General features: G+C 49.7%; 17 protein-coding genes. 7 read left to right on the top strand and 10 right to left on the bottom strand.

The annotated features are described in order from the left end of the window. Positions 1-95: 95 nt before the first annotated feature. Entirely contained in the window at positions 96-947 is an 852-nt protein-coding gene (locus HMPREF1493_RS05030; RefSeq protein ID WP_232215515.1) for a glycoside hydrolase family 25 protein, read from the top strand. Positions 948-994: 47 nt separating this feature from the next. Here HMPREF1493_RS05030 and HMPREF1493_RS05025 read toward each other — a convergent pair whose 3' ends face one another. After that, complete coding sequence (locus tag HMPREF1493_RS05025) at positions 995-1,468, bottom strand: hypothetical protein (protein ID WP_035428317.1); 474 nt, start codon at positions 1,466-1,468, stop codon at positions 995-997. Positions 1,469-1,618: 150 nt separating this feature from the next. Here HMPREF1493_RS05025 and HMPREF1493_RS05020 point away from each other — a divergent pair, with 150 nt between their 5' ends. Both HMPREF1493_RS05020 and HMPREF1493_RS05015 read left to right on the top strand, forming a co-directional pair. After that, a complete protein-coding gene (locus tag HMPREF1493_RS05020; protein ID WP_035428315.1) occupies positions 1,619-2,641 on the top strand; it encodes an asparaginase in 1,023 nt (340 codons plus the stop codon). A 3-nt stretch (positions 2,642-2,644) separates the two neighbouring features. Next, a complete protein-coding gene (locus HMPREF1493_RS05015) occupies positions 2,645-3,550 on the top strand; it encodes a DMT family transporter (protein WP_035428312.1) in 906 nt (301 codons plus the stop codon). A gap of 100 nt (positions 3,551-3,650) precedes the next feature. On the opposite strand, the gene HMPREF1493_RS05010 is transcribed toward HMPREF1493_RS05015, so the two are convergent. The 4 genes from HMPREF1493_RS05010 to HMPREF1493_RS07140 all read right to left on the bottom strand — a co-directional run bounded on the left by HMPREF1493_RS05010 (position 3,651) and on the right by HMPREF1493_RS07140 (position 9,226). Next, positions 3,651-4,166, bottom strand: a complete 516-nt coding sequence (locus HMPREF1493_RS05010) for a ferritin (protein WP_035428310.1) — start codon at positions 4,164-4,166, stop codon at positions 3,651-3,653. A 170-nt stretch (positions 4,167-4,336) separates the two neighbouring features. Beyond that, positions 4,337-6,016 carry an energy-dependent translational throttle protein EttA gene (gene ettA / locus HMPREF1493_RS05005; RefSeq protein ID WP_035428308.1) on the bottom strand — a complete coding sequence of 560 codons (1,680 nt, stop codon included), beginning with the start codon at positions 6,014-6,016 and terminating at the stop codon, positions 4,337-4,339. A gap of 590 nt (positions 6,017-6,606) precedes the next feature. After that, positions 6,607-8,418 carry an acyltransferase family protein gene (locus tag HMPREF1493_RS05000; protein ID WP_035428306.1) on the bottom strand — a complete coding sequence of 604 codons (1,812 nt, stop codon included), beginning with the start codon at positions 8,416-8,418 and terminating at the stop codon, positions 6,607-6,609. Continuing rightward, positions 8,408-9,226 carry an MORN repeat-containing protein gene (locus HMPREF1493_RS07140; protein ID WP_232215514.1) on the bottom strand — a complete coding sequence of 273 codons (819 nt, stop codon included), beginning with the start codon at positions 9,224-9,226 and terminating at the stop codon, positions 8,408-8,410. Before HMPREF1493_RS07140 ends, HMPREF1493_RS05000 begins: the two co-directional genes overlap by 11 nt. 251 nt (positions 9,227-9,477) lie before the next feature. On the opposite strand from HMPREF1493_RS07140, the gene HMPREF1493_RS04990 reads away from it, so the two are divergent. Further along, entirely contained in the window at positions 9,478-11,145 is a 1,668-nt protein-coding gene (locus HMPREF1493_RS04990) for a putative manganese-dependent inorganic diphosphatase (RefSeq protein ID WP_035428304.1), read from the top strand. Between the two features lie 113 nt (positions 11,146-11,258). Here the strand turns inward: HMPREF1493_RS04990 and HMPREF1493_RS04985 are convergent, their stop codons facing one another. The 3 genes from HMPREF1493_RS04985 to HMPREF1493_RS04975 form a co-directional block, all read right to left on the bottom strand. After that, positions 11,259-12,110 carry an NAD-dependent protein deacylase gene (locus HMPREF1493_RS04985; RefSeq protein ID WP_035428303.1) on the bottom strand — a complete coding sequence of 284 codons (852 nt, stop codon included), beginning with the start codon at positions 12,108-12,110 and terminating at the stop codon, positions 11,259-11,261. Positions 12,111-12,191: 81 nt separating this feature from the next. Next, positions 12,192-13,337: a CobW family GTP-binding protein gene (locus tag HMPREF1493_RS04980; RefSeq protein WP_035428301.1), complete on the bottom strand. Its 1,146-nt coding sequence runs from the start codon at positions 13,335-13,337 to the stop codon at positions 12,192-12,194. 124 nt (positions 13,338-13,461) lie between these two features. Continuing rightward, entirely contained in the window at positions 13,462-14,709 is a 1,248-nt protein-coding gene (locus tag HMPREF1493_RS04975; RefSeq protein ID WP_081933327.1) for a metal-dependent hydrolase family protein, read from the bottom strand. Positions 14,710-14,989: 280 nt separating this feature from the next. On the opposite strand from HMPREF1493_RS04975, the gene yfbR reads away from it, so the two are divergent. Beyond that, a complete protein-coding gene (gene yfbR, locus HMPREF1493_RS04970) occupies positions 14,990-15,607 on the top strand; it encodes a 5'-deoxynucleotidase (protein ID WP_035428298.1) in 618 nt (205 codons plus the stop codon). A gap of 36 nt (positions 15,608-15,643) precedes the next feature. Continuing rightward, entirely contained in the window at positions 15,644-16,471 is an 828-nt protein-coding gene (gene trmB / locus HMPREF1493_RS04965) for a tRNA (guanine(46)-N(7))-methyltransferase TrmB (RefSeq protein ID WP_035428296.1), read from the top strand. 101 nt (positions 16,472-16,572) lie between these two features. Here trmB and HMPREF1493_RS04960 read toward each other — a convergent pair whose 3' ends face one another. Together HMPREF1493_RS04960 and HMPREF1493_RS04955 are read right to left on the bottom strand one after the other, a co-directional pair. Further along, complete coding sequence (locus tag HMPREF1493_RS04960) at positions 16,573-18,468, bottom strand: heavy metal translocating P-type ATPase (RefSeq protein ID WP_035428294.1); 1,896 nt, start codon at positions 18,466-18,468, stop codon at positions 16,573-16,575. Between the two features lie 187 nt (positions 18,469-18,655). Further along, positions 18,656-20,059 (bottom strand): glycerophosphodiester phosphodiesterase, encoded by a 1,404-nt coding sequence (locus HMPREF1493_RS04955; protein WP_035428292.1) that lies wholly within the window; start codon positions 20,057-20,059, stop codon positions 18,656-18,658. A 145-nt stretch (positions 20,060-20,204) separates the two neighbouring features. On the opposite strand from HMPREF1493_RS04955, the gene HMPREF1493_RS04950 reads away from it, so the two are divergent. Then, positions 20,205-21,941: a hypothetical protein gene (locus tag HMPREF1493_RS04950; protein ID WP_035428290.1), complete on the top strand. Its 1,737-nt coding sequence runs from the start codon at positions 20,205-20,207 to the stop codon at positions 21,939-21,941. Positions 21,942-22,053: the final 112 nt, after the last annotated feature.

Genomic DNA, 22,053 nt, shown 5'->3' with positions numbered 1-22,053 from the left:
CACATAAAAGCAAGAAAACGAGAAACTCTACGACTCGTTCTAAAACTAAACATACACCTGCTTCTGCAAACGCTTCAAAACGTAAGCAGCGGGCGATGCATATACTTGAGCAAAATTCCCAGAATAATCCTGTTGTTACCTGGGGACTCATTACGCTGGCCATTGTATTTGTGCTGGCATTGTTGCAATCGTGCCAGGGACTTTTCTCCCTCTCTTTTGACAACAACCTGATCATCAAAAACGAAGTCCCCTATGAGTGGGAAAACCTCACCTATGATGCAACGGGACGTGCGCATTATGTGGTGGACGGAGAAGAGCTCACACGCACGGGCGTTGACGTCTCTTCTCACCAGGGGTTTATTGACTGGGAGGCCGTTGCTGCCGATAACATTCAGTTTGCCATGCTTCGCATTGGCTACCGCGGCTCCACCGAGGGTAGTATTCACGCGGATGAGCTGTTTGAGACCAATCTAAAGGGTGCGCAAAGCGCTGGTCTTGATGTAGGTGTGTACTTCTTCTCGCAGGCTATTAACGTGGAAGAAGCTCGCGAGGAGGCAGCTTTTGTTCTGCAGCAGTTACGGGAAGCAGGAGTTACAAAGCTTGCTCTTCCTGTTGCGTTTGATCTGGAGCCTTCTCCCGATTACAGCGGTCGCGCCGACAACCTTTCCCCCGCAGAAACTAACGCAATTGCGCGCGCGTTTTGCACCACCATTCAAGAAGCAGGATACCGCGTTATTGTGTATGGCAACAAAGTTGATCTGAATCGCTTTGACCTGGTCTCACTCGACGAGCCCATTTGGCTGGCACAATACGTTGATCAGCCAGACGTAAACTTTAACTTTTTGATATGGCAATACACCTCAACAGGACAAGTTGACGGTATTACCGGTTCAGTTGATTTGAATTTGGACTTCTCACGCGTCTCTACAAGTAAGAGTCCAAAATAGAGCTCACGCGCCAGCCACAAATGCTAAACGCGTCGCAGCCCGTAAGGCTATCCGACCTTCACGGAACCAGCCAGGGTAACGGTAGGATCAAGCGCCTGAGCATGCGCAAAAGCGCCTCCTGGGCTACATGAACTTACCAGTGTAAACACTACCCACAAGATGATGGCTGCAAGCAATACTGCCAGCGCCACACGACCCAGTCTCATGCGAGAAGAACGACGTCTCCTGGCCGCATATGCTGCCTGAGCTTCATCTCTGGGGTTGAGCGTGCCATAGTGATTGCCGTAAGCAGTTCTTGCTCGACCACGTGCACGGGCGGCATCTGCACGGGCATGGTTAACGGGATTTGTTGGGCGATCTTGCGTCATCCTACGCTGCGCCTGTGCACGGCTTCCAACAGCTGCGTGACGACCTCGTACCGCACGTGGAGAAGTAGAAGACTCCCCATTACGAGAGACAGTAGGTGGAACCTGAGCTGGACGCTTTTTCTTACCAAAACCAAAGAGGTTGTTCTCTGCCATCAACAATCCTTGCTAAAAGATTCGTTTACCGAAAAAAGAATACACCGACTTTGCTTTTCTCGCCTTGAAAAGCATCTATCCCGTTACAATAAAGCGCTATACAGACTTATTTTCTGTAAAGTCTGCACAATTGGAGTTCATGGGGGACGTGTGAAGAAACTTTTACTGATGGCAACAGGAGGAACTATTGCTTCTGTTTCCACTGAATCGGGCTTGGCTCCCTCACTTTCAGGAGAAGAGCTTTTAGCCAACGTCCCTCTTGTTCATGACCTCTGTGAATTTGATTTCAAACAAGTCATGAATATCGACAGCACCAATATGCGCCCTCAAAATTGGCTCCAGATCAGAGACGCCATTATTGAGTCGTACGATGCCTACGACGGCTTTATTATCCTTCACGGCACCGATACCATGGCATATACCGCCGCTGCCCTCTCCTACCTGATTCAAAATAGCGAGAAACCCATTGTGCTCACAGGCTCTCAACAGCCAATGGCAAATCCGTTTACCGACGCCAAACTTAACCTCTACCACTCCGTTCTCTACGCGCTCGACGACAGAAGCGCCGGAGTCGTGGTGGTTTTTGGCAACGAGGTTATTGCCGGCACCCGCGCTCATAAACAGCGCACCCTGAGCTTCAATGCATTTACGAGCATGAATTATCCACCGCTTGCCCACATCCGTGGCAACAAGATTATTCGTAGTGCTCCAAATCAAGAGCAGGTAGATGGCGGTCTTACCACCTATGAAACGCTTAATACACGTGTCATTGTGCTTAAACTGACCCCCGAGCTTAATCCATCTATCTTCTACCTTCTGAAGAATGACTACGACGCTATTGTGCTTGAAACCTTTGGTATTGGTGGCATCCCCTCATACGACGGCTCTTACGAAGAAGCTATCACCGATTGGATTGCGTCTGGTCGCACTGTAGTTATTACCACACAAGTTCCTGAAGAGGGTCTTGACCTGGGTGTATATGAAGTTGGTAGAACCTATCAAGATATGCCCGGCGTTCTCTCTGGAGACGATATGACTACCGAAGCTCTGGTTGCAAAAACTATGTGGATGCTTGGTCAGACCTCCGATCAACGAGAGCAAGAAAACCTGTTCTACCAGGTAATTTGTAACGACAGAATTCCACAGTCCGTGGATACAGAAATTTGCGAGTAGCCGATGAGAGACGCCACATTTAAACCTACCGTGCTCTACCTAATTGCGCTTATCATCTGCGGTTCTAACGGAATCGTTGCAAGCTTTATCAATCTTCCTAGCTACCAAATTGTCTTCTTCCGTATGCTTTTGGGCACGCTCTTTTTGCTCGCGGTTAAGCTTGTACAAAAAGAGGCTTTTACCATTCAAAACTACCCCAAGGACTTCCAGGCGCTCGTTGGATCAGGCATTGCCTTGGGTCTTCAGTGGACCTTTCTTTTTGAGGCGTATCGCCTGGTAGGCGTTGGTATTGCAACGCTTGAGTACTACTGCGGACCCGTTATTGTAATGGCGCTCTCTCCCCTTTTATTTGGCGAGAAACTCACTGCTAAAAAGATACTAGGATTTCTTGTAGTTGTTATTGGAGCTGCCCTTATTATTGGCTATGGAGTTGGACTGAACCTCTCGCCAGTTGGTCTTCTTCTAGGCGCTCTCTCTGCTGTTCTTTATGCCGTTATGGTTATTTGTAACAGGCAGCTCAAAGGTGTTTCTGGTATTGAAGGCACCAGCATTCAACTGGGCATTGGCTGCGCTATTGTTGCTCTGGTTACTGTTGTATTCCATGGCATTGAACTGCCCGCAAATCCAGCGTCGGTAAACTGGCTGGCCGTTCTGACCATCGGTCTCTTTAACACAGGCCTTGGATCATTTTTGTATTTCCCACAACTTACCAAGATTCCTGTTCAGCGCGTGGCAGTCTTTGGCTACCTTGAGCCACTATCTGCAGTTATTTTCTCGGCACTTATCCTTGGCGAGCCCTTTGGTCTTCTCAAAATAATAGGCACCGCCTGCATCATAGGCGGTGCCATCTTTGCTGAGCTATCAGGCGCCTCTTCGGACAAATCAGAGGCTATTGAAACTCCACTGTAGCGTTTAAGCTGCGAGCAAGCCACGCGTACAAGCTGCCGCACACCCGTGTGCAGGTCGCGCTTAAGCTGCTGTCGCAAACGAGCTGCGCTTAAGCTGCTACTTACATTGGCATAGTAGGTGCTACAAAGACGCGAGCAGCGTTCTCGCGATCAAGGTCATACAGGTTCTTTGGATCTCCACCAAAGATCTCTACTGCCTTGAGAAGATCGGAAGCATTTGCTTCTTCCTCGCCCTGCTCCTTAACGTACCAGTCAAGTAGCTGCATAGTGCGGAAATCGTTTGCCTTCTGAGCAACGGCATAGCACTCGTTAATGCTTGCGGTAATGAACTGCTCGTGCTCGTATGCTGCCTTGATTGGCTCAACTACCTTGGTAAAGGTAAGGTCTGGCTTTGCGATTGCCTCCATGGTTGGAGTCCAATCGTTATCAAGTAGGTAACGACGAAGAATACGTGCGTGAGCAAGCTCTTCCTGAGACTGGATAACATACCAGTTTGCAAAGCCCTTCAGGCCCTGCTCCTCATAGAAATCTGCAAAAGTCAGATAGAGATATGCGGAATAAAACTCTTTGTTGATCTGCAGATTAAGGATGTTACCAACGTTTGTGTCAAGTGCCATGTTCTTCTCTTTCCTCATAACTTTTTCTCAAAAAATGAGAAGCTCTTTGGCTTCTCATTTTTGATACCCAGTTGTTGGTCTCTTAAACAGATTGCACAAAATCTTAATGATAAAAATAGTTACTATTTTTATCTTCTATTTGAATGCGCTGCGTTTGCGCCACCTATACGTTAGTCGCGGGTGAGCTTGCGGTGAATGCGATGAGGACGAGCAGCCTCCTGACCAAGTCTTTCGATACGATTAGCCTGGTAAGCCTCAAAGTTACCCTCAAACCAGAACCACTTACCTGGGTTCTCGTCGTCGCCCTCCCACGCAAGGATGTGCGTAGCAATGCGGTCCAAGAACCAACGGTCGTGGCTGGTTACCACCGAGCATCCTGGGAAGCGCTCAAGTGCATCCTCAAGGCTTTCCAGCGTCTCAATATCGAGGTCGTTGGTAGGCTCGTCCAGAAGCAGGAGGTTTCCACCCTGCTTAAGCGTAAGGGCAAGGTTTAGACGGTTCCTCTCGCCACCAGAAAGGACGCCAGCGCGTTTCTGCTGGTCAGGTCCTTTAAAGCCGAAGCTGGCCACATAGGCGCGGCTTGGAATTTCCGTATCTCCCACCTTGATGAAATCATTGCCGTCAGAGACAACCTCCCAGATAGTCTTATCTGGATCGATTCCCTGCCTGAGCTGGTCAACGTAAGAAATTTGAACCGTCTCGCCAATCTCAAGCGTACCGGAAGTGAGCTCCTCCTGGCCAACAATAGCCTTGAACAGCGTGGATTTACCAACACCGTTGGGACCAATCACGCCAACAATGCCGTTTCTTGGCAGGCTAAACGAAAGGTCGTCGATAAGAACGCGGTCGCCAAAGGCCTTGTGGATGTGATCGGCCTCCAGGACCTTCTGGCCCAGACGCGGACCCACAGGAATCTGGATCTCGGTGAAGTCGAGTTTCTTGGATGCACGAGCCTCTGCTTCCATCTGCTCATAGCGGTCAAGACGCGCGCGGTTTTTTGCCTGGCGAGCCTTAGGAGACGAACGAACCCACTCCAGCTCAGCACGCATTTTCTTTGCGCGCTTGGCGTCCTGCTGGTTCTGAGCCTCGAGACGTGCGGCCTTGTTCTCCAGGTAGGTTGAGTAGTTGCCCTCGTAAGGATAGAGCTGTCCGCGGTCAACCTCGCAGATCCACTCGGCAACGTCGTCGAGGAAGTAGCGGTCGTGCGTGACGGCCATGACGGCGCCGGGGTAATCGTGCAGGAACTTCTCAAGCCAGAGCACCGACTCCGCGTCAAGGTGGTTGGTGGGCTCGTCAAGAAGGAGCAGGTCAGGTGCCTCGAGAAGCAGACGACACAGGGCTACACGGCGTTTCTCGCCACCAGAGAGATGAGTGACGGGAGAATCTGGATCAGGGCACTGGAGCGCGTCCATTGCCTGAGAGAGCTGGCTGTCCAGATCCCAGCCGTTAGCTGCGTCGATCTCGGTCTGGAGCTGGCCCATCTCTGACATAAGCGCGTCAAAATCGGCGTCAGGATTGCCCATCTCAACGCCAATCTCGTTGAAGCGCGCGATCTTGGCAAGCAGGTCACCGAAGGCAAGCTCGATGTTCTCCTTGACCGTTTTGGTCTCATCCAGCGGCGGCTCCTGCTGGAGCAGGCCAACGGTGTAACCTGGGGTAAGCTTTGCCTCTCCGTTAGAAACGTCCTCCATGCCGGCAATAACCTTGAGCAAGGTGGACTTTCCCATTCCGTTTGGACCCACAACACCGATTTTTGCGCCTGGGTATACGCCGACGGTGACGTCATCAAGGATGACCTTTTCGCCGACAGCTTTGCGAGCCTTGTACATCTGATAGACAAACTCTGCCATGTGCTCCTCCTTAAGGGGCTGTCAGATGAAATATTCACATAGTCCATTCTAATGAAATATTGCGAGGACTCCACAGTAGAGAAGCTGGAAAGAGGATATGCCTGCAAAACGCGAGGGTGCGATGCGGTGCGCGAGGGTGCGACGTGGAACGCGAGGGTGCGACGTGGAGCGCGAGAACACACCTATGTCAGATAATCTGCTCAAAAGGCGTATACATTGCACTCAAAACCTCTATATCTTGCAGATTATTGGACTTAGGTGTGTTTTTTGCCTCGCATTAAGCAGATTATCCGACATAGGTGTGTAGCTAGAGGCTCGAAAATAGGGGTAGTTAAAATATTTATATATCAGTATTCACCATTACGAATATTGAGTCTTATTTATACATAATGATGAATTGACCCATTAATTGTGATTATGGCTCGCATTAGATTGCCGTCTTCGGATGGTTTGTCGCAAGAGACACCAAATCTCCAAGCTATATAGAACAATCGCATTGTAAATTGCCATTCAACCGCGTCGTTACGAACGAGTAGGAAGAATGGCAACAAAATTGTGGGTTAACGTGGTCTTTTGTGGTTTAGGTGAGCTTATGGTTTTACGTGGCCCTGATTTGCTTTATCTACGGCATCTTTGACCATCTGCGCGTAGAGGGTACCACCACGATTAATGGAATCTGAATCAGAGCCAAAGTGAACATAGTCAGTACCTGACCAAATGTCAGGATTATCCTGAGCAATCTGTGCCCAATCCGCAATGGTAATGAAGTCGTACTGTTGAGCGAGCTCAAGCTCGTGTGCGCGAATAGCATTTGCACCAGCATTTGGATCGGAGTTTCTACCGTCATACGGAGTGACAAAAATCAGACGATGTCCACGCGGTAGCATGTCCACAATCTTATCAACCGCATCGGAGCCACCAACAGGGTTGGTGCCCAGGGCAACAACAACGTCCTGGTAGAGGGTGTTGTTATCGATTGCGGACTGCAGCAAATCTACGCCCATCGCCACGTTTCTACTAACAGAAGCGTCAATTTGAGCATCGGGCAGCGCATCCTGCAGGTAAGAACGAGCACGCAGCGAAACGGAATCGCCAATGTAGGTGACTCCCTCAACAACGTTGTAGTTGCTTGCCTGCGAGGTATCCGCATGCTTGCGAGTCATGGTCATGGTACTCTGCTCCTGCAACGAAGCATTGAGCAGCAGATCGTTCTGGAAATCGCTAAGCTGTGGAGCGGTTAGCGCAATAAAGGCAACGGCCGCAGCAAAAGGAATAAGCGCAAGGCCGGTACCTCGCAAAACCTTCTGACCATCAAGCTTGATGCGCGAGAAGATCTCCGGAGACTTCCCTGCCAGCGCTGGCTCAAGTACATAGAACGAGCAGCTTGCAAATACAAACGAAAGCACCAGGGTTAGGAGTGCAGCTAGGACTGGATCGACCTTCTCGGCAAAAATAATGTACAAAGGCCAGTGGAACAGATACACGCCGTAGCTGGTATCTGCCACAAAAGAAACGATGCCAGGCTCGTTGATACCCTCGGTTTTTTGATGCAACATGCGAGCAAAGAAAATCATTGCGGCTGCTGCGAGCGAGGCAAAAAGGAAACCAAAGGTGTACGTGAAGAGATCCTCGAAGTGCATGAAGACGCTCAGGAAGACAAGAACGCCGCAGCTTGCCACAAGGCCCACAAGCGTTAGCTGAGTAGAAAGCTTCTGCTCGAGCTGGTCAAAGAGCTCGCCCGTCTGAGCAATTCCTGCAACACACGATAAAAGCGCACCGATAAAGAAGGGGAACACGTGCGTTTGCGTCGAGAAATACTGGATAGAAAGATTCGTGGAGTTTTGGGCGCCGTTGGCCATCGCCAAGTAAGTAACAACGAACAGCACCAGGGAAGCTCCAGCAATCTTTACCTTATAGCTTCTAATTGTTTTGCTCATGCAAGCAAGCAGCCAGGCGCACAAACCCCAGAGCACATAAAAATGCATCTCAACGGCAAGACTCCAGGTGTGCAGATACACGTGAGGAGCAAATTGATTCTCATAGCTGTTGCCCAGAACTATCTCAAAGTAGTTAGTTACAAAGCCAAGAGCTGCGGCAATCTGATACTTAATACCGGAAATGAACTCGGTACGCACAAGCAGAAGAAACGGCGTGCATACAAGCACCATAAACACAAGCGGCGGCACAATTCTGTAAAAACGCCTGCGCAGGAATCCAATGACGTCGATGGATCTAAAGCGAGCAAACTCGTCAATCAAGAGAGCCGTGATGAGATAGCCCGAGAACGTAAAGAATACGTCGACACCAATGAAGCCACCTGGAAGCGCGTCCTTAAAAAAGTGATATATGAGGACTAAAACAAGTCCTGTTATACGTACAAGCGAAAACCATTTAATTCGCACTTTGATAAATCCCTTGCTTAAAAGTTCCTTCGTACACAATGTTGTCTTGCGTAGTGAGCTTTCCCTGTCCGTCTGCCTGGCCTTTTACAAACTGACCTTCGTACGTCCAGCCATCTTTTGAAGTATACGTTCCCGTACCTTGGAAATACCCGTCGACAAATTCTCCCTCGTAGGTATCACCATTCTCAAAAGTCATCTTGCCTTGACCATTCATCTTTCCTTGAATGGTAGTGCCGGTATACGTCACCTGATTGTTGCCAAACACCAGCGTTTTTTGACTTGGTCGGTTAACCAGCACAATCGAGAGCACCGCAAGCACCAAAATTGCAACGACACTTACCAGCTCAAGCTTTCTTCTGCCCGCACTCACCGGGCGAGAATGACGCTGTTCTGGTTCTGGATCTGCTTGATTGTGGCGGTGTTTCTCCACACGAATGCTTTTGCGTGCAGATAGAGGAGTTTTCTGACGCTTCTTTTTTTCTGACGCAACTTTAGACCGCATGCCCTCTGCAGGTTTTTCTGCGGGCTGTGTAGCGGATTTTTCTGCAGGTTTTTCTACGGGCTGTGCAGCAGACACTTCTGCGGGCTTACGCTGCGCAAACGACGCAAAAGCAGACGAAAGCTGCTCAGAAGCGGTCTGCAGAGAGGCCACTGGACTTGCCGTAGTATCAGCCTTCTCTACGGGAGCCTGAGGTGCTTCTACAGGTGCAACTTCCCTTGCCTCAGATGAAGGCTCAGGGACGTGCGCCGCTTTAACCATATGACGAGCGTTTCTTTTTTTAGCAGAAAAACGCGTAGGAGAACTCACTAGGTATTCCAATTCAATCGATTTGTTAACTATTTCATTGTACTAATTTCCTTCAACTTTTGAATTGTCATTTGTCCTATACACATTTACCAGATTCACAGGTACGCCCGCTGTTTTTCTGCGATTTTCTGTTCTAAGTAAAAAGAGAGAGGGGTACACTACAAGGTGGTATTAAAAAAGAAACAAAATGTGCTTACTAAAGTGTGTTCTAATTAGAAAGTTACATCATCGACATTACCAGGGAGGCGAAGATGGCAGAAGCAATTCGTAAAGTAAATATCATTGGCCATTTGAACCCAGATACAGACAGCATTTGTGCTGCAATTTCTTATGCGTATCTCAAAAATCAGATTGATAACCCTATCTATGAAGCTCGTCGCGCTGGCTCACTCAACCGTGAGACTGCGTTTGTCCTAAATCACTTTGGCTTTGAAGAGCCGCAGCTTATTACTACGGTTACTCCTCAAATTAAAGATGCAGAAATTCAAGCTCAGCCAAAAGTTGATGCTGGAATGAGCCTCTATGCTGCTTGGCAGCTTATGCAGGACGTTAAGCTTGATACACTCTGCGTTACTGATGAGGAAGAAGAGCTTACCGGCCTGATTGCCGTTAAAGATATTGCAAATGCAAACATGAGCCTTTCCGAGCCAAACCTGCTCTCTAAGGCTAAGACAAGCTATGAAAATATCGTTTCTACGCTTGGCGGCACCATGGTTCTTGGTGATCCTCAGGGCGTTGTTAAGCAGGGCAATATTCGCGTTGGTACCAGCGCTTCCGCCCTTTCAGAGATTGTTGATGCTGGCGATATCATTGTTGTTGCTGGCAACCATGAGAACCAGACTATCGCAGTTGAGCACGGCGCTTCCTGCCTTATTGTCTCTTGCGATGCTCCAATTGCTCAGGACGTCATTGACCTGGCTAAAAAGCGTGATTGCGCTATTATCAGCACTCCTCGCGATACCTTTGAGGTAGCTCGCCTGCTTATCATGTCTATGCCTGTCCGTGAGAAGATGCTCACTGACGACATCCTTAAGTTCAGCGTCAACACCGCAATTGATGATGCTCGTAAGGAAATGACCAACTCAAGGCACCGCTTCTTCCCTGTTATCAACGAGAATGGCACCTTTGCAGGTCTTATCAGCGGTCCTGGTCTTTTGAACCCTCGCAAGAAGCATGTCATTCTTGTTGACCACAACGAGCGCACTCAGGCAGTTGATGGTCTTGAGCAGGCAGAGATCATGGAGATTGTTGATCACCACCGCATCGGCTCCATTGAGACTTCTAACCCAATTACCTTTAGAAACGTCCCTGTTGGCTGCACCTGCACCATCATCTATGGCCTCTACCACGAGTACGGCATCGAGATTCCAAAGAATATTGCTGGCCTCATGCTCTCTGCAATTCTTTCCGACACCCTTGCATTCCGCTCCCCTACCTGCACCGAGCGCGATATTGTTGCTGGTAAAAAGCTTGCAGAGATTTGCGGAGAAGACATTGACGCTTACTCTGAGCAAATGTTTGACGCTGGCGCAGACCTCACTGGTCGTACTGCAGAAGAAGTCTTCCACGGTGACTACAAGGTATTCAGCCGTGGCGGCGTAAAGTTTGGCGTTGGCCAGGGATCCTTCATGACCGAGTCCAGTCGCAAGGCTGCAGAGGAACTTGTTGGACCATTCTTGGAGACCGCTGCTAAGTCCGAAGAGCTCCCAATGGTCTTCTACATGTTCACCGACGTAAAGAGCCAGGTCACCGAGATGCTCTTCTACGGCGCAAATGCTGCCAATGTCATCGAGCGCGCCTTTAACGTAAAGGTTGATGGCAACATTGCTGTTCTTCCAGGTGTTGTCAGCCGTAAGAAACAGGTTGTTCCATCTCTCATGGCAACGCTTCAGACGCTCGCCGAGGAAACCGCCAACTAGCGCGGGTTTCTCGCGCGTCGGGTTTCTCGCGCGTCGGGTTTCTCGCGCGTCGGGTTTCTCGCCATTGATTGAAATGATAACGCCTACCTGTGTTTTTGCGGGTAGGCGTTTTTCTACAGGAGTTGTTCTATGACGGCGCCTATTCTGTCTCTGATCACCAGATTGGCGCGACCATCGTACGGCGTAGGTTGGTCGTTGATAATGACCATTTTGTTGCCCTCGTAGTAGTCGAGAAGACCGGCGGCAGGCTGTACTACCAGCGAACTCCCTGCAACCACAAGAACCTCCGCTTGTGAGATAGCATTCAGCGCGCCGTAGACCGTGTCCATATCAAGGCCCTCTCCGTAAAAGACGATATCAGGCCTAATAACTGCGCCGCATTGACAGAGCGGCACCACAGACGACTGCTCTTCAATCTGATCAAGCGTGTAGGTGTGGCCGCACTCGGGACAATAAAAACGCGTCTCGTTGCCGTGGAGCTCAAACACACGCTTGCTACCAGCAGCTTGATGTAGTCCGTCAATGTTTTGCGTCACCACCGCGCGCAACTTTCCCGCAGCTTCCAAGTCTGCCAGCCACTTGTGAGCAATGTTTGGCTGAGCCTCCCCCAAATGATGAGAGTTTCTAAAATACGTGTAATACGCTGCAGGGTAATCTAAAAACACATCGAGCGAGAAGATCTCTTCAAGCGTAAAGTCTGGCGCCTTACTGTAGGCAAAAGACTCCTCGTTATCGGGGTCAACCGTTACGCCATTTCCCAGGTCGTAGGCTTCTTTTCCCATGTCATAACCGTCTTGGCCCAGGCCAATGGTCATGTTTTCTACTTTGATACCGCCCTGGCGATACAGACCGTTAGTACCCCTAAAATCAGGAATACCGCTTTCCGTTGACACGCCTGCGCCACCAAAGAAAACAATGTTATCTGACGACTGAATCCAGTCTTTAAGCTGCTCAATCTTGGTCATTAGGCACCTCTAACCTAAAAAAGGGACCCGGATAAACTGGGTCCCTCGTCTCAAGCGCCGGAGCTCTTGGCGCTGAAAACGCTAGTAATCAAACTCGTCTGAAACATACTCGGTAAGGCATGCATCCAGACCGGCTTCAATTTCCTCATGGTTCATATGACGGCCAATGAAGCACAGCTTAGTTTGACGATCGCCCAGTTCATCATCCCATTCTGCGCGTAGCTCGGGTTTCTCGTCAAGAAGGGTTTCTCGCTCATCCTCTGGCAGCGAAGCGTAGAACATGCCATTCTCGTAGAACTGGACCTGCTTGCCAGCCTGCTCAAAGACAAAGCTCATCTCGGGGTCTTGCGAAATCCAGATGCTACCCTTGACGCGGATGATATTCTTTGGCCAGCTAGCCACAAACTGGTTAAGTTTGTCCAGGTCAAATGGCTGACGGCGGCGATACACAAAGGTGGTAATCTCGTACTCCAAAACCTCTGGGTCTTCGTGCTCCTCAGGATGCTCCATTGCATCCATCCAGGCAGCGGAGGCGTAGGCTTTGTCAAAGTCAAAACGGCCCGTATTGATAAGCTCGCTCATTGGAATGTCACCGTTGACCGCCTCAACAATAACGGCGTCTTTCTGCAGGCCGCGAACAAGCGCCTTGAGCTCGTGGAGCTGCTCTGGAGTAACCAGATCGGTCTTGTTGAGCACCAGCGTAGAGCAGAACTCAATCTGCTGAATAAGCAGGTTCTCGATGTCGTCCTCTTCAATGTCTGGGTCGAGAAGATCGGCGCCGTTGTGGAACTCCTCAAACATGCGAGCACAGTCAACAACTGCGACGATGTTATCAAGGTTGAGGTGAGAGTGATTAGTTGCATGCTGGCTCTGATTGCAGAATGCAGAAATGTTATAGGTAATGGGGATTGGCTCGCAGATGCCCGAAGCCTCAATAATGATGTAGTCAAACTCCTCGGTATCGGCCAAATCACCCAACTGAAGTGCCAAGTCATTAGAAAGGGTGCAGCAGAGGCAACCGTTAGTGAGAGGAATAACGTCGCCTTCTTTAGCGTAGCCGCCGTCTTTAATAAGACCAGCATCAACGTTAATCTCGCCAATATCATTGACGATAACTGCTGCGTGAATACCTTCAGTGTTAGAGAGAATGTGGTTCAAAATAGTGGTCTTACCTGCGCCTAAATAGCCGGTAAGCAGCACAATTTTCACCTGCTTTGGTTCAGACATAGTGAGCTCCTTCAAATGTCAAACTTTTATATCAAAGAATAAACTTCTTGCCTGTAAAAGTGGGCCCTGACGCTTAAGTGAGTCAGGGCCCAACCTTCGCGTTACAAATTATCGAACAGGAAGCTTAGAAGCTGCCGCGATCAATAATCTTGCCTTCCTTCATGATGACGTCCATGTTCTCAGGCGTGAGGTCGCGGATGTTGTTAGCAACGTCGCCCTTGACTACGAGGATATCAGCGGAGAGGCCTTCCTTGACAGCACCAAACTCGTTCTCCTTGCCCAGCATCTTTGCGCCGTTGTAAGTAGCAGCTGCAACAGTATCAAGGATGGAGATGCCAACCTTCTCGACAAAGTCATACATCTCATCGATGGTGACGTAGCCGTAAGGAGTGACAAAGCTGAAGGAGTCAGAGCCGATGGTAATGGTGATACCCATGTCATAAGCCTTACGCAGGTTAGCGTAGGTGCGTGCAAGGCCCTTCTCGACAACAGTCTCGCCTGGGAATGCGTCAAGCTCTGGAGTCCAGTCTGGTGGATAAGTTCCGTACCAAGTTGGCAGGAAGCCGATGGTTGGGGTGAAGTATGTTCCCTGCTCTGCCATAAGCTTCATGGTGCGCTCGTCTAGCTCAAAGCCGTGAATGAGCTGCTTGCAACCAAAGCGGACGCAGTCATATGCAGCGTCAAAGTTGTTGTAAGAGTGAGCGTACAGAGGGATGCCTACCAGTGCGCACTCGTCAGCAATTGCCTTGATTTCCTCGGTGCAGAAGAGCTGCAGACGGTCGGAGTCCCAACGCCAAATGCCGCCACCGGTTGCCCAGATCTTGATGCCGTCAGGCTCTTCACGGAGACGACGGCGGATTGCCTTACGAAGCTCCCATGGACCGTCTACCTGGTCGCCCCAAGGGTGTCCGTCCTTGGAAATCTGCAGTGGCAGGTGGTGAGAGTCACCGTGACCAGCAACGCGGCAAAGGCCAAGGCCGGTAGCAAAGATACGAGGACCCTGCATAATGCCCATGTTAACGAGATCGCGGATAGCAATACCATTACGGCCAATCTCAACGACAGTGGTAAGGCCGTGGGTAAGAGCGTCATAAGCCTGCTTGACTGCGCATGCCTGCTTCTGAGCAACGGACTCGATAACCCAGTCGTTATCGTTGTCGGTCAGGTTGCCGGAGAAGTGCAGGTGTGTATCAACAAGACCAGGCATTACGGTATGGCCAGATGCGTCACGTACCTCATATCCCTCTGGGACCTCTTTACGAGGACCAGCATAGGTAATCTTGTCGTCATCGATAAGGACAAGGGAGTCCTCAACTGGAGCAGCGCCAGTACCGTCAACGAGCTTGCCGCCTACAAAAGCATACTTACTCATGTTTCCCATCCTTCCTTTGTTGTCCGCTCACTTCTTTTAAACGGACGAGGTTTACTTGCATAGTAAGCCCGGGTTAACTCCTTTGGAATAAGTTAGCCATGGTTGCCGGTAAGCGGAGCAAAAATACCCATGAACGGATGTTCAGATATCAATAATTTCATATAAACATCTAAAGTATTTGATTACTTCATATTTGCTATGACTACATTGCATAGTTGTGTCAAAACAGTTTTTGTCCGGTATCCGTGGTAAGGTTGAGAAAACAAATTAAGGAGGGGCAATGTCTCAGAATTCTTCGTCGCAGTCTAGCTTTTTTGCACTTATTTCTCGCATGCGCTACATTGAGCGCTGGTCGCTTATGCGCAATTCTCGATCAGAAAGCCTTGCTGAACACGCCCTTGACGTGGCCGTTATTTCTCACTGCCTCGCAACTATTGCAAATGTGCGCTATCACAGAAATCTTGACGCAGATCGTGCAGCCCTTATTGGTATGTATCACGATGCATCAGAGATTATCACCGGAGACATGCCCACGCCGGTAAAGTATGCTAATTCAGAGATTAGAGATGCGTATCATCAGGTAGAGGCACGTGCCGAGAAAACCATTCTCTCCACACTGCCAGAAGACCTGCAAGATGCCTATGCTCAGGTGCTCACTCACAGCACTGAGGCTTCGGAGAGTGAAGTTTATCTTAGAAAGCTTATTAAAGCTGCAGATAAGATTGCGGCACTTATTAAGTGTATTGAGGAGGCTCAGTCTGGAAACTCAGAATTTATTACCGCTGAAGCCTCAACTCGTGGAGTTGTTGAAGATTTAGCAGATTCTCTTCCAGAAGTGCGCGATTTTATGACAGAATTCCTACCTTCGTACGGAGAAACGCTTGATCAGCTTCTGTAAAGAAACGCTGATTTTGCCTGCTTTTGAGGAGTTACTTTGCGCGCACTACATGCACGTTTGCCTAAAAACTTTGTTCTGGAAGAGCGCTTAGAGGCGTATTCCAGCGTCATTGAGCCTCATCCAGAGGCTTTGAGAGGTACGTGGGCTTCTGTGTGTGCGCCAATTACTGCTCAAGGACATGTTCCCTTCTCTGAGGTCCGTGTAGACCTTGGCTGCGGCAAGGGATCTTTTACTGCTGCTCAAGCTAAGGCAAATCCTAACGTGCTTTTTGTAGCCATTGATACAGAGCCTATCTGTATTTCATATGCTGCTAAAACAATTTATGAAGCTGGAGTGCCTAACGCCATCGTAGTTCCTGGTACCGGCATGAAGATAGATGAGTACTTCTCGCCAGAAGAAGTCTCTGTTATTTACCTCAACTTCCCTGCACCATTTCCTCGAATCAGGCAGGCAAAGTTGCGCCTCACTGATGCTGAGCGTCTTATGCAGTATAGAAATGTTTTGGCTAAAGAGGGTGTTGTTCGTCTTAAAACGGACAGTCAGCCACTTTTTGATTTTTCTCTTGAGCAAGTTGGAGTTGCTGGTTACAACTTTATTTGGAAAACGCGAGATGCACAGACAGATTTTCCTCACGATGTTCCCAGTGAGTACGAACAAAAACTTGGCGCCCAGGGCGCTAAGGTTCATGCCTACCTAATTGCTCCGGGTCCTGTACCAGCAGATTTCACACCCACAGAGCCTGTCAGTCTTGTTGACTACCTTCCAGAAGATTTAGAATCGCTAACCTACGTTCCTCATGGAATGGAAAGCACGGTCCGCAATCTTGCAAACCGTGCTCGTAGACTTCGTAAGAAGGCTCAGTAATTTGTAATTGGCTCTGTGTAGAAACAGCCGTTTGCCAAAAAAACCTTTGTAGGAGCGCTCCTTTGCGAGCGCTCTTTTTTAGGCCAGCAGCCCTGACTCTTTTACTTGATCGACTTTATATTCAAAGCTCTAGTGGAATTAAGAACCGCAAGCACCATAACGCCTATGTCTCCAAAGACCGCTAGCCACATGGGAGCCAAACCAAAGGCTGCAAGAATCAAAACAGAAACCTTAACGCCAATAGCAAACACAATATTTTGCTTTGCAATACCCAAGGTATGACGAGCAATCTTTACGGCCTTTGAGAGCTTAGAAAGCTTGTCGTCCATAAGAACTACGTCGGCGGCCTCAATAGCAGCATCAGACCCCAAACCGCCCATAGCAACGCCTACATCAGCGCGTGCAAGAACGGGTGCATCATTGATGCCGTCACCGACAAAAGCAAGGGACTTACCAGCTGTCTTTTGGGCGAGAAGGCCTTCGACCGCAGCTACCTTATCCTGTGGAAGCAGCTCAGAGCGAACCTCGGTGATACCCATCTGAGCTGCAATCTCTTCTGCAACGTCGCGTTTATCGCCCGTGAGCATAACAACCTTAGAAACGCCAACGTTTTTGAGGGAAGCGATTGCTGCTGGAGCATCAGCTCGTTCGCGGTCAGAAATAACAATGTGGCCCATGTAGGTCCCATCAACAGCCACGTGAATGATGGTTCCGTGGTTCTCGCACGCTTTCCAAGAAGCTCCTACGCTCTCCATAAGTGCGCTGTTGCCAACAGCAACGCTCTTACCATTCACGTTAGCGCAAATGCCCTGACCAGCAATTTCTTTGATGTCCGTGATAACACAGTCATCGTCCTTACTTGGATAGGCAGCACGAAGAGCTGCAGCAATGGGGTGCGTGGAGTGCATCTCAACCTGAGAAGCTAGGTGCAGAAGGTCCTTCTCGCCAATGGTCTGAGAATGAACAGCCAGAACCTCAAAGACACCCTCGGTCAACGTACCGGTCTTGTCAAATGCAACGGTATCAAGGGTAGAAAGCATATCAATGTACGCAGAGCCCTTGATTAGGATGCCCTCCTTCGAAGCAGCGCCAATACCGCCAAAGAAAGCCAGTGGCACGGAAACTACCAGCGCACACGGACAAGATGCAATAAGGAAGGTCAGTGCTCTTACAATCCAGATTGATGCGTTGCCCACAAAGTCTCCCGAGAGCAGTGGTGGCAAAAATGCCAGCGCAATAGCACCGTAAACAACAGCTGGAGTATACACGCGAGAAAAACGACGAATAAAACTCTCGCTCTTGGACTTGTTTTGGTTTGAGCTCTCTACCAGCTTAATGATGCGGGAAGCAGTAGAGTCTTCAAAGAGGTGAGTAACGCGGGCGCGTACCACACCAGAAAGGTTTACACAGCCTGAGATAATATTGTCTCCCACCGTTGCGTCACGAGGCACGCTCTCACCAGTAAGAGCAACGGTATCAAGACTGGTAGAACCCTCGACGATCTCTGCGTCAACAGGGACACGGTCGCCGGGTTTGACCACAATAATCTCTCCTAGCCCAACTTTTTCTGGAGAGATAGTAAGCAGCTGTCCGTCACGTTCAACCGTTGCGCTGTCAGGACGGATATCCATAAGCTTGGCAATAGATTTCTTGCTGTTATCGGAAGCAAGGTGTTCAAACACTTCTCCTACCTGGAAGAACAGCATGACAAAGACGGCCTCATCAAACATAGGAGAACCGTTAGGCACAAAGCCAATGAGCAAGGCACCAACAGTAGCAATGGTCATGAGCAAGTCTTCGTTAAAGCACTCACCCTCAGTGATGCTCTCCCATGCTTCTAGAACAACATCGTATCCCGCAACAGCGTAAGGCAACAAGTAAAGCAACAGTGCCTGCCAAAGTTGCAGGTCAAATGCGTGCTCAACCGCGTAAGCAATACCTAGCAAAACAGCAGAACAGACAATGCGAGCAATCTTCACCTTTGTCTTTGAGCCCATAGCTCCTCCTTGGATTGTTGTTACGCCTAGTCTACTCCTTAAATTGATATATGTACATATATTCATACGACAATTTTAAAGAACTTTTCACAAGAAACTCCACGGGCGAGAAACCCGTGGAGTCCCAGATAAACCTATAAATTTTGGCCGTAGTTTAAGCCAAACGTTCTTCTCGCTAAGTAGAAAACTAGTTAATCAGCGACGCAGGGGTTGGGATAAATCCCTCAAAGATGACAGGCGCACCTTCAAGCTCGGAGGCAATCATGTCCTCCTCGTTCCTAACGGTCCAGGTAATCAGGTGTGCACCCATGGTATTGCAAGCCAGCTTAACAAAGGGGTTCTTGCGATCTTCAAACTTGTAAGAAATGAAGTCTGGACGACCAACAGAATTACCAAAGAGAGCTGTAGCGCCAGCTCGTGTAGCAATGTTCATGTGCTTAGTCTGACGGTCAACCAGGAAATTCTCTGAGAGCTGGCCACGAAGCATCTCAGGACGGTTCTGACGTAGCCACTGCAAAACGCGAGGGTCAAAGCTCTCGATGCATGCACGAACGGGACGAAGATCAAGAGCCTGCATAATCTTTTCTGTCAGCTGCTCAGCGTTATTGTTGCGTGTCTTAGCCTCAATAATCAAAGGTGCAGGCAGCTCACCGGAGCCACTCCACGCATAAACCTCAAGAACTTCCTCAAATGTTGGAATCTGCTCGTCGGTAGCAAGAAGCCTAAGACCACGAAGCTCCTCCAGCGTGGACTCCTCAACAATCTTCTGTACGCCACAGAGGCGATCAAGCGCTGAATCGTGAACAACAACCAGCTTGTTGTCTGCCGTCAGGTGAACATCAACCTCGGAGCCAAAGCCCTTCTCGACAGCTGCGCGGAAAGCAAGTAGGGAGTTCTCTGGAATGCCCGCCTCGTTGTTGTAGAGACCACGGTGAGCATAGCGATGACGAGCAATCTCATGCCAACGCTCCAGGAGCAGGCGATCATTTTGCTTGCGTGGAGCAATGGAATAAGCACCGTATGCAGCCAAACCAAGAGCAGCACCAGCCACAACGCCACCAGCAATTGCAACGTTTCTGAGCGTCTTGCGTTTTTTGGTAGAGGCTAACAAAGCGTCAGAATCCTGTTCATTTTGAGCAGCAATTTCCTCAACAACATCTGCAACTGCGATATCTGCGGCAGCATCCTGGTGCTCGGCCAGGGTCTCCCCCATCTCTTCAAGCGACTCTGCAGTGCTTGCAAGCTGCTTTGAAAGCTTGTTCTTTGGGCGAGAAAAACGATTCTCTAGATTAGACTGAAGCTGGGCCTGAGCAGCCAAAACTGAAGTCTGAGCCGAACGAAGCGCAGACTGAGCACGAGCGACTGATGACTGAATAGCATCGCCGTTTGGCAGTGCTGGCCTAATATGAGCATTAAACCCAGCTGTAAGCTGCTCTTTTGCGATATTACCTGCTAAGTTAGCAGCCTTAGAAGCCGTTGTAGCAAGCAGCTTTCTTCCAGCCTCGGATTGAAGTGCTGCCTTTGCGGCATACTGAGTAATTGCTAAACCTGCAGCTCTAACTGCAGCTCTCTTAATAAAACGACCAATCATGTAAGCTCCCTTCAATCTAGCTTTATTCTATCAGTCCAGTTCTCGCTTTTTCGCTACGTATTGCGACTTTCTGTGCGTAATCAGTATCTTTGTCTGTTCAAAATCGAGTAGTATGTAGTCCACTAACTACTATCTCAGGAGCATCATGGCTGTTATAAAACAAGAACACGCTCTCTACCTGTATAAACTACTCAAAGCAACCATTGGCGTCTCTAAGCAGACTCCCCTCTCTACCGTTGAGGGCGTGCTCATTGAAGACGACCTTGCACCGCAGGATTTTGGCTTTGACGACATCCGCGCTCTCATGGAGGCGTGCCCCGATTTCATTAAGATCACAGCCTTCAAAAAGGGTTACGTCTACGCAACGCTTTTGACTTTTGACATCTTTGAGGCTGCCCTTGTAGCTGGCGAGAAAAACGTCGAGCCCCAAAGCAACGGTAAACCATGGAAACGCCGCCGTGGAGCAAAGTCCATTCGCGCACTCAAGCCAAAGCACCTAGTAGTTGAAGCGGAACCTGAAGTTGAGGAGCTTCCTGCACAGGAAGAGTTGACGGAGCCAGAGGAGCTACCTGTCACGGAGAGCTCGGAGGAACTGTCAGCTGCAGAAACAGCACTAGTCACAGAGGAATCTGCTGCTGGGACACCTGTTGTAGCAACGCCTTGTGCAGAGGCGCCTGAAGAAGACTTCCAGCAAGAATCTGCCGATGATGTCACTCCAGAGCCCGCTGGAACCGCTGATGACGCATCTCCAGAACCTGACGAGACCGAAACGCCAGCTCCAGAGTCTAAAACTGCTGAGCCGACAGTGCCCGAACCTGTAGTGCCTGAGCCAACCATCTCGCTTACCGTAACCTATAACCCCTACGACGGCTCCGATGAAGAGAAGACGCTTGAAGCTGCTCCTTCAGTATTGCAGCAGGCAATGAGTGCAACAAGTTCTGCCTCTAGCATTACAGCTTCTGAATCCCAAACTTCTACGCAGGTAATCAATCAGAATGAAGCTCCTGCCCCTGCCCCAACATACCCAGCCGATTTTGAGGAAGACCTCCACGTCAACAACGAGCTTCTCGGCATTTTGTATCAGATGGCTCCCGTTGACGCCAACGTCCTCAAGCAGCTGGAGGAAGACTTCAAACTTGCAGTGTCTTCTCGCGCGCTCATTTCCAAGGGCGGCACGTTTACGTTTAACACGCGTTACAAGAAACCGCAGACAGACGAGGTAATTACCGCTACTATCCGCAAGTCAAAACGCGGAGCTCTGCGTCCTTGGACGCTCTTGGAGCTTAGCGTTTCTGCAAGTGAGCTGCAGGATCAGGCAGTTGACGTGCTTCGCGGTCTGCCTAAGTCTGGTATCGCTTCATGGGAGAAACTGCCCGCCGCAGAAAAGCAGCTGTCCATAAACCCTGTTGACGTGGTCATGAACGAGGCTCCTGTCTCCGATTGGAATGCGCTTAGCACCACCTATCTGAGCGACGCGCCCTCGTTGCAGGCAGCGCAAGCTTGCCTTTCCGCAGCGTACGTCTACAGAAAGAACGAGCAGCAGCTCATGCATACTGACGCTGACTTTTCGCTTCCCGTTCCAGGTGCCGCGCCTCTGCTCTTTGATCCCGAGTGCGGATTTGATGACGACTCGCCTCTGGTGCAAAACGCCCTGCGAGCAGCAAAACATGGATGGCGCATGGCCGTTGAGCTCTACAATCCATCCAGGCACTGCGTCTACCTTGCGCTTCCTACCTCTGATGGCGAGAAACCCCTTGCGCTGGTATTTGATGCATCAGCAGAGGGCCCTTATCACGTTGTTGCAACACTGACTGTTGAAGAGGCATACCCCCTCGCACGTATCTTCTCTGATGGTCTTCCTACCTGGATTTTGCCACAGTAGTCCCAGCTCACAGGTAAGCTCTCTTCGCAGAACCGCTCCTATAACTAGTCACCAAAAAAGCCACCCGCATGTGAACTGCCTCCCATTTCTTGGACATAAGAAATGGGAGGCT

Origin of the sequence: Atopobium sp. ICM42b, assembly GCA_000564995.1 — a bacterium.
Taxonomy (GTDB): Bacteria; Actinomycetota; Coriobacteriia; order Coriobacteriales; family Atopobiaceae; genus Lancefieldella.
This window is presented reverse-complemented; position numbering and strand designations above follow the sequence as displayed.

Bases quoted from the DNA above. Each gene is read 5' to 3' on its own strand.
- HMPREF1493_RS05030 (WP_232215515.1), top strand. From the start codon at position 96: ATGCATATACTTGAGCAAAATTCCCAGAATAATCCTGTTGTTACCTGG.
- ettA (WP_035428308.1), bottom strand. From the start codon at position 6,016: ATGGCAGAGTTTGTCTATCAGATGTACAAGGCTCGCAAAGCTGTCGGC.
- HMPREF1493_RS04975 (WP_081933327.1), bottom strand. From the start codon at position 14,709: ATGAGTAAGTATGCTTTTGTAGGCGGCAAGCTCGTTGACGGTACTGGC.
- HMPREF1493_RS05010 (WP_035428310.1), bottom strand. From the start codon at position 4,166: ATGGCACTTGACACAAACGTTGGTAACATCCTTAATCTGCAGATCAAC.
- yfbR (WP_035428298.1), top strand. From the start codon at position 14,990: ATGTCTCAGAATTCTTCGTCGCAGTCTAGCTTTTTTGCACTTATTTCT.
- HMPREF1493_RS04990 (WP_035428304.1), top strand. From the start codon at position 9,478: ATGGCAGAAGCAATTCGTAAAGTAAATATCATTGGCCATTTGAACCCA.
- HMPREF1493_RS04950 (WP_035428290.1), top strand. From the start codon at position 20,205: ATGGCTGTTATAAAACAAGAACACGCTCTCTACCTGTATAAACTACTC.
- HMPREF1493_RS04985 (WP_035428303.1), bottom strand. From the start codon at position 12,110: ATGACCAAGATTGAGCAGCTTAAAGACTGGATTCAGTCGTCAGATAAC.
- HMPREF1493_RS04955 (WP_035428292.1), bottom strand. From the start codon at position 20,059: ATGATTGGTCGTTTTATTAAGAGAGCTGCAGTTAGAGCTGCAGGTTTA.
- HMPREF1493_RS05015 (WP_035428312.1), top strand. From the start codon at position 2,645: ATGAGAGACGCCACATTTAAACCTACCGTGCTCTACCTAATTGCGCTT.
- HMPREF1493_RS04960 (WP_035428294.1), bottom strand. From the start codon at position 18,468: ATGGGCTCAAAGACAAAGGTGAAGATTGCTCGCATTGTCTGTTCTGCT.
- HMPREF1493_RS05025 (WP_035428317.1), bottom strand. From the start codon at position 1,468: ATGGCAGAGAACAACCTCTTTGGTTTTGGTAAGAAAAAGCGTCCAGCT.
- HMPREF1493_RS04980 (WP_035428301.1), bottom strand. From the start codon at position 13,337: ATGTCTGAACCAAAGCAGGTGAAAATTGTGCTGCTTACCGGCTATTTA.